Source organism: Haloplanus sp. C73, assembly GCF_051195115.1.
Lineage (GTDB): Archaea > Halobacteriota > Halobacteria > Halobacteriales > Haloferacaceae > Haloplanus.
Window position 1 is genome coordinate 323,911 of the sequence record NZ_JBNTJZ010000001.1, and the last position, 12,116, is coordinate 336,026.

Here is a 12,116-nt window from a genome sequence, read left to right on the forward strand (position 1 = left end):
TACGAGGAAGCATGAAAGAAGAAGACATGGTACTCCTTCGAGAGGAGTGCGGAGACGGAAACGACCGAGCGTGCAACACCCTCGAACGACTCTGCGAAAACGGGCGGGACGACGCCTGTCAGTACGTCCTGAAGTAACGCATTTTCACCGCGTGTCTCACACCGGTCGCGGAGCCGTGGCTCCGCACGACGAGATTCATCGTCGCCCAGCCGTCGCTGATGCGGGACAACACAGAAGCCGCGGGCGAACGCAGTGGGCGGTATGCCCTCCACCCGCGTTCGACTGCTCGCGAGCCTCGCCGCCGGCCTCGCTCACGCCGCACTCGTCCTGTTCGTCGCTCTCCACCTCGGGTACAGCATCGGTCCGTCCGAGTATTCGATACTCGGCATGGGCTGGCGCTACGGCGGCCTCGTCGTCGTCGCCGCGGTGCCGACGTGGCTCGCGCTCCGCTCGCGTCTCGTCACGCCGCTCGCGGCGCTCGTCGTAACGACCGGGTACGTCCTCTGGCTGGAACTCACACCGCCCGGTCCGAGTTTCCACGACCTCGCCGAGTTCGAGCGCCTCGCCGAGCCGACGGGCATCATCGTCGTCGAAAACGGGCTGTACGCCGTCCACTACATGGTCGATGCGACGGTGTGGACGGTCGGATTCCTCCTCCTCGGCCTGCTGGAATACGCCGTGCGGACCGAGTGGGACCGGCTCCCCGCGGTGTCGGCGTGGCCCGCGTTCCCCCTCTCGGACCGGCGGGCACGAGCCTTCGCCGCTATCGGCGGCCTGCTCCACGCCGCCGTCATGCTGTGGTTCGCCCACCGGCTGGGCGTGACACTTACCGGCGGCTTCGACTGGGTGTTCTACCCCTACGCCGCCGTCGGCCTGTGGTTGCTCGCCGCGCTCCCGCTCTATCTCCTCACTCGCTACCGGCTGTTCGCGCCGACGACCCTGCTGACGGCGTTCGTCCTGCTCGATGCGCGGGCCGAGATTCGGACGAGCGTCGACAGCCCCCACGCGCTCTACGTCGGCGGCTGGTTCGTCTTCCTCGGGATTGCACTCGTCGCTGGCGGAGTCGAGTACGGCTGTCGACGGCTTCGCCGCCGGTGGGAACTCTGACTCAGTCTTCCGTCGAAACGTAGAGCGCGTACCGGTAGAGCGCGTCCGCGTCCCACAGCAGTTTGCCGTTGACGGAGTCGTCGACGTGGCCGATGCCGAGTGCGTCGAGGGTAGCCTCGAACCCGTCCGAGAGCGGCGTCGTCTCGGTGTACGTCCCGCGCGCGATGGCCTCGTCGAGTACCGCTCTGGCGGGTGTCGAGAGGTCGCCGTCTTCGAGGATGGCGTCGATTCGCGAGCCAAAGACCACCTCGCGGAAGCGCTCGCGGTCGCTCGCAACCTCGATGGCGAGGGCGGTGTGGGCCGTCTCGACCACTTGTTCGCGGGCGACGCGAACGCGATACGCCCACGCGCCGTCTTCGGTCATCGTCACGACCCGCCCGTCCAACTCGCCGGTCGCGAGTCGGCTCTCGCGCTCGGCGGGTCGGCGGAGGACGTACCCGTCACCGCGGAGCAGTTCGGCGGTGCTCGTCTCGCCCTCGGACAGGGTGTACGTGTGGAGAATCTTGATGACGCGTGCGCTCGGGCGTTCGAGGTCATCGACGAGAGCGGCGTCGTCGGGGACGTCCTCGTCGGGAACGGGGTCGACGCGGACGACGCGGCGCTGCATCGGCTCCCGCCCGGTGACGACGTGTTCGGTCTGGTAGTACGTCCCCTCGTGTTCCACGTAGGCCTCGTCGGACAGCGGACGGTAGCCGTAGGTCGTGTGCCGGCCGTCGGGGAGGATGGCGTCGAGGGCGGTGCGGGCCGGCGCGCCGAACAACGGGTCGTCGTCCGGCCGGTAGAGGGCGTGGTCGACCGGCGAGGCGTCGATGGATTCGATATCGAGCGCGTACTCCGTTTTCGACTCACTGTCGCCGAGGCCGAAACAGCCGGCGAGTGCGGCGACGGTCGTCGCTCCCGCGGCTTGGAGGGTGCGGCGGCGCGTGGGAACCATATCGGACCCCGCGTCGCCGGCGAGTTGAGTCTGTCGGCACGCCACTCACAGCCGAATCGTCCACTCCGTCTCGCCCGACGGGTCCCTGAGCGAGCGCGTCGCCTGCTGTCGGAGGCCGTCGACTTCGACCGTCACGTCGTACGTCCCGAGGTCGGCGCGGGTTCGGTACGCGCCGTCGTCGTCGGTCGTCCCCGTCTCGTCGGTGTGCCACTGGTCGAAAACGAGGTCGATGTAGGCGTAGTAGCCGGGTTTGGGCGTCCAGTCGCGGCGAAAGAGCGGGGCGTCGTCCTCCCAGTGCTGGCCGTCCCAGAACCCCCAGAGGCGGAAGCCAGCGGCGGCGGGGTGGCTGTAGAGGATTTTGAGAAACTGATAGAGGTAGGCGCCGGCGGTCGCCTCGGAGTCGAACCCCGGCGTGTCGAACTCCGAGACGACGAGGTCCACGTCACCGAGGGCGGCAAAGCGCTCCAGCCGACGCCACTGCTCGGCGGGCGTGAGTCGCTCGCTCTCGGCCATCGTGTGCCCTTGAAAGGCGATTTCGTCGAGCGGGGCGTCGTCGGCGAGGAGATATCGGATGAGGGTGGCGTAGCGGTCGCGGTGGCGCGCCCGGTCGAGCGCGAGGATGTCGTACTCGTTGATGGCGAGGGTCGCGCTGGGCGCCACGTCGCCCGCGAGCGCGAACCACTCGCGGAGCGGGGGTGAGCGCCACGGGTCGGCGTCCGAGAGGGCGTCCGTGATGACGTGCTGTTCGAGCGGTTCGTTGAGAAACACCCACTGTGTGACGTCGTGGTCGTCGACGTAGTGCCCGAGAATCGTCCGCACGTGTTCGCGGACGAGTTCGCGTAGGCGCTCGTCGTCGTCGGCTTCGAGGGCCGCCCAGACTTCGTCGGGGAGGACATCCACCTCGGGGTGTTGCCAGATGACGGGCGCGCCCGCGACGGTCACGTCACGGTCGCGGAGGAACTCCACGATTTCGTCGGCTCGTTCGTGAACGCCGGGCTGGACCCAACGTCGCCACTTGTGTGCGTTCTCGAACACCGCCTCGTTGAACAGGTCACTCACGTACGTCCGGTAGGGATGGCCTTCCGAGACCTCGAAATGCCGGCGTACGTTGTACGCCGTCGAGAAATCGAACGCGTGGCGCCGGAGCGTCAGGTCGACGGTGGCGCCTTCGACGGGAGCGCCGGCGTGCCGGACCGAAACCGAGAGGTCGGAGCGCCGGTGGGCGTCGATGCGGCGGTCGGCGGCGCGTTCCCACGCCGGTCGCTCGCCGTCGGTGAACGACCGGTTCTCGGCCGCCGTCGGCGTCGATGTCGAGTCGTCGCCGGTCGAACAGCCGGCGAGGGCGCCCGCAAGCGCCGCGAGGACGCTCCGCCGCGCGGCCCGCGTGCGGTCGGTCATCCGTCCGCTCCGTGAGCGAAGCCGTAGTGTGCCGTCGTCACCGTTCGTCGTCCCCGTCGGCCGCCCGTCACTTGATGCCCGCGGCTAATCGCGCAGCCACTCTTTAGGCTTGCCTAAATTTCGAAATCCATTTAACCATTTAGGCTGGCCTAAACAGTATGACTAGCGAGACGACCGGGCACACACGACGCGAGTATCTGACTTACGGCGGTGCGGTCGCTGCGGGCGGGCTACTCGCCGGCTGTTCTGGTGAGACGACGACTGCGGCGGCGGACGGCGGCGAGTCCGCCTACAGCGTCTCCATCGAACCGATGGGCGAGGTCAGTTTCGACGCCGTGCCGGAGACGTGGGTCGCGAACAACGGCAGTTGGGCGGACATGGGCATCGCGCTCGGCCTCGAACCCCCGTCGGCGCTCTGGCTCCCCGAGCGGTATCACACCCGGTACTACGACTCGATTCCGGGCGTCTCGGTCGATACGAGCGAGATGGTCGCGCTCTATCAGGACGGCGTGAGCAAGGAGCGGTTCTACGAACTGAACGCGGACGTTCACGTCATGGACCCGAATTTCCTCATGAACCGCTTCAGCGGGTGGAAGGAGTCCGACGTCGAGGAAATCGAGACGAACGTCGCGCCGCTGTTCGGCAACTGCATCTACGCCCAGCACTACCCGTGGCACGAGGACTACCGCTACTACACGCTCTTCGAAGGCTTCGAGAAACTCGCGCAGGTGTTCAAACGCACCGACCGGTACGAGGCCTTCGTCGACCTCCACGACACCTTCCAGACCAACCTCTCGGAGGCTGTCCCGTCCGAATCCCCTGAAGTCGCCGTCACGTGGGGCGTCGGCGACCAGCCCGAGTCGTACTACCCCTACGTCATCGGTGGCGGAACGGGCTTCAAACATCTACGTGACCTCGGCGTCGACGACGCCCTCGCGGAGTCGGGCGTGAAAGACTTCCACGGAAGTCGCGCGGCCATCGACCTCGAAACCCTCCTCGAAGTCGACCCCGAGGTGCTGTTGCTCCGCGGCTACGAGGCGAAATCCGCGAGCGAGTTCCAAGACACGGTCGTCTCATTCCTCGAATCACACGAGACGGCGAGTCAACTCACCGCCGTCGAGAACGGCGACGTCTACCGTGCCGGCGGACTGTATCAGGGACCGATAACGAATCTCGTCCTCACCGAGCGCACCGCTCGGAACCTGTACGGCGTCGAGGAGGACCTGTTCGACCGTGACCGCGTCGCGGCCATCGTCGAGGGGGACGTCTGAGATGTCGCCCACCCGACGCACGTATCTGGCGACCGGTGCGGCCACCGTCGGCGGCCTGTTCGCCGGCTGTACGAGCGCCACCGACTCGGACGCCGAGGCCACGACCGGGGTCGACTCGTACTCCGTATCGATGGCGCCGGTCGGCGAGGTGACCTTCGATTCGGTGCCCGAGCGGTGGATGGCGTATTTCAGCACCTACGGCGACATGGGTATCGCGCTCGGCCAACTCGACGGGCTTCAGGGCCTGCTCTACACCGAGAACTGGCCGCTCGCGTTCTACGACCACCTCGGCGTCGACGTCTCCTTCGACGGCGTGCCGCAACTCATGGGCGAGAGCGGCCTCGACAAGGAGGCGTTCTACGAGATGGCGTGTGACGTCCACCTGATGGACCCGTCGTTCATCGGCCTCCTCGCCGACGACTGGGAACCTCAGGACACCGAGGAAATCAGCGCCAACGTCGGCCCCGTCCTCGGCAACTCGATTCGGCGCCGGAACGAGGACTGGCACGACTACCCCTACTACTCGCTGTACGACGCCTTCGAACGCGTCGCCACCGTCTTCCAAGAGCGGGAGCGATACGAGGCGCTCCGGGCGGTCCACGACGACCTGCGCTCGACCATCGAGGCGGAGCGCCCCCGTGGCGACGACCGGCCGACTGTCGGGCTTCTGTCCGTCAACTCGGACTTCGAGAACGGCGCGTTCTACGCCTACCCCGTCCACGACGGCAACGGCCACAAGCAGTACCGTGACCTCGGGATGCGGGGCGCCTTTGACGACGCCATCGACGGGAGCTACGCCGAGTGGGACTACGAGCAGATTCTCGACGTCGACCCCGACGCGCTCCTGTTTCAGTACGGCTTCTCACACGTCTCGACCGAGGAGTTCGAGCGCCGGATGGACGCCATGCGCGACGACCCGGTCGGCTCCCAACTCTCCGCAGTCCAGAACGACCGGCTCTATCGCGGCGGCACCTCCTATCAGGGGCCGATTATCAACCTCTTCCAGACCGAGGCGGCGGCCAAGCAGTTCTACCCCGACACCTTCGGCGAGTGGCGCGGCCTCGAAACGCTGGCAAACGAGGACGAACGGCTCTTCGACTACGACCGCGTCGCGGCCATCGTCGACGGAAGCTTCCAGCAATGACGCACACGACTCACAGCTACGACCGCATCGGGCACGTGACGCCCGCGTCGCCGCTCGGGGGTGACACACGTGGCGAGTGAACCCGCGACCGGTGAGACGGCGACGCGCACTGAGTCGCCGCGGTGGGTCGACTCGTCGCTCCTCTCGCTCTGTCTGGGCAGTCTCGCCGTCATCGTCGCCGGCGGGCTGATACAGGTCAGTTTCGGCGCGTACTCGATGACCGTCGCCGAGGCGTGGAGCGCCGTGTTCAACCCGGCGGTGATTCTCGACCCGCAGGCGTGGCAGGCCTTCCTGCTCGGGGGCGTGCTGCCGTCGATGAACAACCAGAGTCTCATCGTCTGGAACATCCGCCTGCCGCGGGTGTTCGTCGCCATCCTCGTCGGCATGAACCTCTCCGTCTCCGGCGCCATCTTTCAGGCGGTGACGCGGAACGAACTCGCCAGCCCGTTCATCCTCGGCGTCTCCTCGGGCGCGGGGCTGATGATTCTGCTCACGCTGGTCGTGTTCTCCGGGCTGTCGACGCTCCTGCCGCTCATCGCGGCGCTCGGCGGTGCCGTCGCCTTTCTCATCGTCTACGTCATCGCGTGGAAAAACGGCACGTCGCCGGTCCGACTCGTCCTCGCCGGCGTCATCGTCGGCACCGTCTTCGGTAGCCTCCAGACGGCCGTGTTCTTCTTCGCGGACGACATCGGCGTCGTCCAGTCGGCCATCGCGTGGACGACGGGGTCGCTCACGGGGACGGACTGGGAACAGGTTCGGCTCGCGCTCCCGTGGTCCGTGCTCGCGATGGTGCTTGCCCTCGTCAGTTCGCGACAGTTGAACGTACTCCTGCTGGGCGAACGCACCGCGAAGTCGCTGGGGATGAGCGTCGAGAAGGTTCGGTTCGCGCTCTCGGGCGTGGCCGTCCTCGCCGCGGCGACGAGCATCGCCGTCGCCGGCATCGTCGGCTTCGTCGGCCTCGTGGTCCCGCACATGGTCCGCACCGTCGTCGGCAGCGACTACAAGCGCCTCGTCGTCGGCTGCCTCTTCGCCGGCCCGGCGCTGATGGTCGTCGCGGACGTGGGCGCCCGCCTCGGGTTACAGGTCTTGACGGGGTCGAACGCACAGATACCGGTCGGGGTCGTCACCGGCCTCGTCGGCGGCCCGTACTTCCTCTATCTGATGCGCAAGCAGGACCGAATCGGTGATGTCTGATGTCGGGAGACACCCAATCGACGGCTGACCCGGCGCTCACCGGCGACGACCTAGTGCTCGCGTACGGCGACGAGCCGATACTCGACGGGGAGTCGCTCACCGTCGAACCGGGGTCGGTCACGGCGCTGGTCGGCCCCAACGGGTCGGGCAAGAGCACCCTGCTGAAGGGACTCGCCGACCAACTCGACCCCCGAGCCGGGTCGGTGCGTCTCGACGGCCGCGAGATGGACGAGTACGGGACGAAGGCCCTCGCCCGTCGGCTCGGACTGCTCTCGCAGGAGCGCACGTCGCCGGGGACGCTCACCGTCGAGGACCTCGTGTACCACGGCCGCTACCCCCATCGGAGCTTCTTCGAGAGCCCAACGGAGGCGGACCGACAGGCGGTCGAACGGGCCATCGACCTCGCGGGCTGTGGCCACCTCCGCGACCGGGAGGTGGGCAGTCTCAGCGGCGGGCAAAAGCAGTTGGCGTGGATTGCGATGGCGCTCGCTCAGGAGACGGACGTCCTCCTCCTCGACGAACCGACGACGTTTCTCGACCTGCACCACCAACTCGAAGTGCTGGAGATAATCGAGACGCTTCGCGACGAGAGCGACGTGACAATCGTCGTCGTCCTCCACGACCTCGAACAGGCGGCGCGGCTGGCCGACCACGTCGTGGCGCTCAGAGACGGCGAGATTCGCGCCCGTGGCCCGCCCTCCTCGGTCGTCACGGAGGGCCTCCTCGCGGACGTGTTCGCCGTCGACGCCGACGTGACGTGGACGGAGAGCGGCCCGCGAATCACGCCGATTCGCGCCCGACACGACGACGCGGTGGAGCGTCCCGACCTTGCTCCTCCGACGGAGTGAGGTTCAACCGCTAGCAATTTTCAACTCCGTTCAAGTTTTAGGCCGACCTAAAATCAGTAGAACTTTATAATATTTAGGCTAGCCTAAAACTGATGCTACCAACGAACTACAGCGGACGAAGTGGCACGGTGCTATCGGTGTTACTCGCGTGTACGATGCTCGTGGCCGGCGGCGTCGGCGTCGCCTCGGCGGGTCCCGCCGCCGTCACGGTGTCGTCGATGGACGTCTCTGACGACGAACCGGAAACCGGCGACGCGATTACCGTCACACCGACGGTGCAGTTTTCTGACTCCGGAACAGGGACGTTCGAAGTAACCGAGGTGGTACTCAAGGATTCGAGCGGGACGGTCTACTCCGAGGCGGACTCGCTCGGGACGCTGGGTCCGGGCGACAGCATCGACGTCCCGCTCAGCGCGTCGTTCGACACCGCCGGACAGAAGAAACTCATCGTCCACGTCCGCGGGGTGCAGTACGACTCCAACGGCAACCGACGCAGCGTTGTCTCGACGACCCATCCCACCTACGTGAGCGTCTCCGAGCCGGACGAGGAAGCGGACCCGGTCCCGCCGCAGCTTAACGTCGACGCCGGCACGCTGGTCGCCGGGTCCGACTCCACCGTCGCCGTCACCGTCTCCAACGGGGCCGACGAGCAGATAACCGACCTCTCGCTCCGACTCTCGGGGCTCGGCGGCATGGAGAACCAGACCCGCCTCCAGCCCGCGCTCGGCGCTCACAACTCGACGACGTTCACCTTCGACGTCACTCCGCCCGAGTCGGGGACGCACTCGCTCAACGCGACGCTCACCTACGGCGACGAGACGGTCGCTACCTCCAACTCCGTCGAGGTGGAGTCGCTCAACGGTGACGCCGTCGTCTACGCGACGACCGTGACGCAGAACGACTCGCCGCATCTCCGCTATCGCGTCGCGAACCACGGCAACGCGCCGCTCGAAAACGTCGTCGTGTCCGGTGCGGCGGTCGGCGAGTCGCTCCCGACGACGGTCATCGGCTCCGTCGAGCCCGGAACCACCGAAACGGCGACGGTCGAACTCAACGAGCGCCCGACCGGCCCGGCGACGGTTTCGGCCACCTACGACGTCGGCTCGACGACCGGCACGGTCGACCAGTCGGTCCGGTTCGGCAACGCGACCAGTGACTCGGCCGAAGCGAGCCAAGCGACCGATGAGTCAGGGTCGGGCACGACGCCGGCCTCCTTCGGCACGCTTCCGCTTCTCACCGGCGGCGTCGTCGCCGCCGGCTCGATAATCGGCTACCGAAGCTGGCGCGGGCGCTTCGAATAGGGCGAAAACGCTTTGTTGTTTTAGGCTAGCCTAAATGTATGGTCGACACTGAAACCGAGCGGACGACGCGCCGGCGAGTCGCGTCCCCCGCTGGAGGTGACCCATGAGGTCCCCGACACTCGCTGAACTCCGAGAGCACATCGAGCGACTCGGAAGCCCCGGCGGCCCGTACTACCTCGCCTGCGGTCGCACGGGCGAGCGCCCGGTGCCCGCCGTGGGGATGCGCTTCGGGAATCGGACGACGGCCCGCGCGGCCGCCCGCGCCGTCGAAGAGTACCGCGCGACCCTCCGCCGGTACGACTCCCGCTTTCCGTACTACGACGTCATCGTCCGTGAGGACGCGAGTGCCGAGGCCGAGACGAACACTGCGGAGTCGTGGTCTCTCTCCCAACCCGTCGTCAACCGACCCGATGCGTCGCGCTCGACGCTCGTCGAGTTCTGCCACCGCGTCGTCGCCGCCGTCTTCGAGGCCGTGGCCGACGCCGGCCACGACGCCGTCGAGGCGGCGGCCATGGACGCGTACTTCGACCTCGCAGAGACGGTCGTCGACCCGGACGCCTTCTGCCTGCGACTGCTCGAACGCCTCGCGACCGAACTCGACCGCCATCTCTCCACCGGGGAGCAGGTGGCCGTCCTCGACGCCGCCGCCGAACGACTGAACCGGGTCGCGTCGACCGGTCGCCCAGTCTCGGAGACGCTCTCGTCGCTCCGGGCACACGGTCTCCTCGGACAGTTCACGCAGTCCGCGCAGTCGGTCGATTCCGACGCGGGCACACGCTCCGTCGTCGTGGAACTCTCCGACTACGCGCTCTCGCCCCAGCGCGGGCGACTCCCCGTTCTCCCGCTCGTCCTCGACCTGTATCGCCGTCGCCCGGACCGGCCGCCCGCCTCCCTCCGCGCCGTCGAGGACGGCGACGGGTGGGAAGTGACAGTCGTGCTCTCCCGGACCGCCGAGCCGACCAACCTCGTCAGCGCGCCAATCGAGGTGAGCGCCTGATGGCGGTGACTACACATGTCTCGCAGGCACGAACCCGCGTGCGCGCCGAGCGGACGGCCGTCGAGCGCCGCCGCGACGCGTTCGAGACGTTCGCCGACCGGGTCCGGTCGCTGTCTCCGGAGCCCGCGTCGGGCTCCGTCGGCGTCACCGCAATGGCGGGCACCCGCACGCAGTCGCCCGCCGACACGTGTCGGACGGTCCGCACCGCCTTCGCGGAGACGGTCCGCCCCCACAGCGTCGCCGACGCCGAGGACGACGAATCCCTGCTCGCGACCATCCGGGCCGAACTCACCGACAGCATCACCGTCGCGCTCGCGCCGACCACCGACTCGGCCTTTACTCCCACGCTCAAGCGCGCCATCCTCTCCGAAGTCGCGACCCGGACGGCCGAGGCGGACCTCCTCGACCACGCGCTCGACCGAGAGGCGACACGCCTCGCCGCCGCCGCCGAGGACGTCGACCACATCACCGGCTGGATTGCCGAGGCCGACGAGACGCCGCTCTCGACGCTCGACTTCGAGTCGCTCGCCGACCGCCACGCCACGCTCGCCGACCATCGCGACCGGTGTTCGGACGTGGCCCGCAAGCGCCAGCGGTTCCTACGTCAGACGACGCGCCGCGGCGCCGAATCCGGCATCGACCACCAGAAGATCGTGTCGTATCTGTATCAGGATTTCCCGGTCGACCACCCGGTCCTCGCGACCGTCGCACGCCTCGACGACGCGTGTGCGTCGTGTCAGCGCGCCGTTCGCGACCATCTGGTGCGGAGGGCCTGAATGCGGGGAACTCCTCGCCGCCGGCGCGCCCGACTGTGGGCGGGCGTCTACGCCGGCCTGTTCGGCACCGGCGACGACCCAGCGGACGACGAGTCGACGCCCGAAGAGGTGGACGAGTGACCTCCCCACTTGCACTGCATCGCTACCGACACCGACGCCGCCCCATAGCAACCGATGAGTGACACGTCTCGCTACCTGCTCACCCTGTACCGACTGTCGGACCGACACGACGGCCCCGTGCCGCCGGGCGCCATCGCCGACGACATCGGTCGTTCGCCGTCCGCGACGACGGAGATGCTCCAGCGACTCGACGCCCGCGGCCTCGTCGACCACGAACCTTACGAGGGCGCGACGCTGACCGCGGAGGGTCGGGACGCGGCGCGTGACCTCCACGACACGTACGTCACGCTCTCGCGGTTTTTCCGCGACGTGCTCGAACTGGACGACCACGAGGAAGAAGCGCTGGCGATTGCGGGAACCGTGAGTCCGGTCGTTGCCGACCGACTCGCGTCGACGCTGCTCGACGACGCGGACGCGTCACCGACGGCTCGGTGGCTCGAATCCGAGCAGTCGTAGCTTACTTCGTCGACGATTCGAGGACGAGCGTGTCGTCTTCGAGGTAGTGTTCGAGGTGGTGGGCGTGCTCCTCGATGTCGACGAGCTGTTCGCGGAGCATGTGTGCCGTCGTCGGGTCGCCCAGACCCTCCGCGAGTTCGATGTGCTCGCGGTAGCTCTCGATGATGTCGCCGTACATCTCGAGGTCGTTCTGGAGCGAGGTGCGGATGTCGTAGACGTCCTCGTCCTCGGGGTCGACGGTCGACGCCTCGGTGAGCGCCGGCATGCTCGCGTGCGGGACGCCGCCGATGGCCTGCAGGCGCTCCGCGACTTCGTCGGCCGCCGCCTCGACGGCCTCGTAGGCCTCCTGAAGGAAGACGTGGATGTCGCGGAACTCCGCGCCCTCGACGTTCCAGTGGTGCTTGTGAAGCTGGTGGTAGAGTACGTACGCGTCCGCGAGGTCCGTGTTCAGCGCCTCGATAATCTGGGCCGTCTTCTCCTCGTCCAGTCGAACCGGGTTCTCGCCAACCGTGCCTGCCTCCTGCCGGAGGGACTTCTGCGTGTTCATCACACTAGGTACGACGCTCCCCA

13 protein-coding genes are annotated in these 12,116 nt (G+C 67.6%); 10 read left to right on the forward strand and 3 right to left on the reverse strand.

Annotated features, from left to right (window positions below):
* Positions 1-11: 11 nt before the first annotated feature.
* Positions 12-137 (forward strand): hypothetical protein, encoded by a 126-nt coding sequence (locus ACQUSQ_RS01680; RefSeq protein ID WP_435066761.1) that lies wholly within the window; start codon positions 12-14, stop codon positions 135-137.
* A 124-nt stretch (positions 138-261) separates the two neighbouring features.
* Positions 262-1,107, forward strand: a complete 846-nt coding sequence (locus tag ACQUSQ_RS01685; protein WP_435066763.1) for a hypothetical protein — start codon at positions 262-264, stop codon at positions 1,105-1,107.
* A 1-nt stretch (position 1,108) separates the two neighbouring features.
* Here ACQUSQ_RS01685 and ACQUSQ_RS01690 read toward each other — a convergent pair whose 3' ends face one another.
* Both ACQUSQ_RS01690 and ACQUSQ_RS01695 read right to left on the reverse strand, forming a co-directional pair.
* Entirely contained in the window at positions 1,109-2,041 is a 933-nt protein-coding gene (locus ACQUSQ_RS01690) for a hypothetical protein (protein WP_435066764.1), read from the reverse strand.
* A 45-nt stretch (positions 2,042-2,086) separates the two neighbouring features.
* Positions 2,087-3,439, reverse strand: a complete 1,353-nt coding sequence (locus ACQUSQ_RS01695; RefSeq protein WP_435066765.1) for an endo-1,4-beta-xylanase — start codon at positions 3,437-3,439, stop codon at positions 2,087-2,089.
* 158 nt (positions 3,440-3,597) lie between these two features.
* On the opposite strand from ACQUSQ_RS01695, the gene ACQUSQ_RS01700 reads away from it, so the two are divergent.
* From ACQUSQ_RS01700 to ACQUSQ_RS01735, 8 genes are all read left to right on the forward strand, one after another.
* Positions 3,598-4,710: an ABC transporter substrate-binding protein gene (locus ACQUSQ_RS01700; RefSeq protein ID WP_435066767.1), complete on the forward strand. Its 1,113-nt coding sequence runs from the start codon at positions 3,598-3,600 to the stop codon at positions 4,708-4,710.
* A gap of 1 nt (position 4,711) precedes the next feature.
* Positions 4,712-5,854: an ABC transporter substrate-binding protein gene (locus ACQUSQ_RS01705; RefSeq protein ID WP_435066768.1), complete on the forward strand. Its 1,143-nt coding sequence runs from the start codon at positions 4,712-4,714 to the stop codon at positions 5,852-5,854.
* 69 nt (positions 5,855-5,923) lie between these two features.
* A complete protein-coding gene (locus ACQUSQ_RS01710) occupies positions 5,924-7,048 on the forward strand; it encodes a FecCD family ABC transporter permease (protein WP_435066769.1) in 1,125 nt (374 codons plus the stop codon).
* Positions 7,048-7,896: an ABC transporter ATP-binding protein gene (locus tag ACQUSQ_RS01715; protein ID WP_435066770.1), complete on the forward strand. Its 849-nt coding sequence runs from the start codon at positions 7,048-7,050 to the stop codon at positions 7,894-7,896. The genes ACQUSQ_RS01710 and ACQUSQ_RS01715 overlap by 1 nt, the downstream gene beginning before the upstream one ends.
* A 92-nt stretch (positions 7,897-7,988) precedes the next feature.
* Positions 7,989-9,197: a hypothetical protein gene (locus ACQUSQ_RS01720; protein WP_435066771.1), complete on the forward strand. Its 1,209-nt coding sequence runs from the start codon at positions 7,989-7,991 to the stop codon at positions 9,195-9,197.
* A gap of 103 nt (positions 9,198-9,300) precedes the next feature.
* Positions 9,301-10,194 carry a DUF7551 domain-containing protein gene (locus ACQUSQ_RS01725; protein WP_435066772.1) on the forward strand — a complete coding sequence of 298 codons (894 nt, stop codon included), beginning with the start codon at positions 9,301-9,303 and terminating at the stop codon, positions 10,192-10,194.
* Entirely contained in the window at positions 10,194-10,970 is a 777-nt protein-coding gene (locus tag ACQUSQ_RS01730) for a DUF7260 family protein (RefSeq protein ID WP_435066773.1), read from the forward strand. The genes ACQUSQ_RS01725 and ACQUSQ_RS01730 overlap by 1 nt, the downstream gene beginning before the upstream one ends.
* A gap of 174 nt (positions 10,971-11,144) precedes the next feature.
* Positions 11,145-11,546 (forward strand): metal-dependent transcriptional regulator, encoded by a 402-nt coding sequence (locus ACQUSQ_RS01735; protein WP_435066774.1) that lies wholly within the window; start codon positions 11,145-11,147, stop codon positions 11,544-11,546.
* A 1-nt stretch (position 11,547) separates the two neighbouring features.
* On the opposite strand, the gene dpsA is transcribed toward ACQUSQ_RS01735, so the two are convergent.
* Positions 11,548-12,093, reverse strand: coding sequence for a DNA starvation/stationary phase protection protein DpsA (dpsA, locus tag ACQUSQ_RS01740; RefSeq protein ID WP_435066775.1), 546 nt, complete (start codon positions 12,091-12,093; stop codon positions 11,548-11,550).
* Between the last annotated feature and the right edge of the window lie 23 nt (positions 12,094-12,116).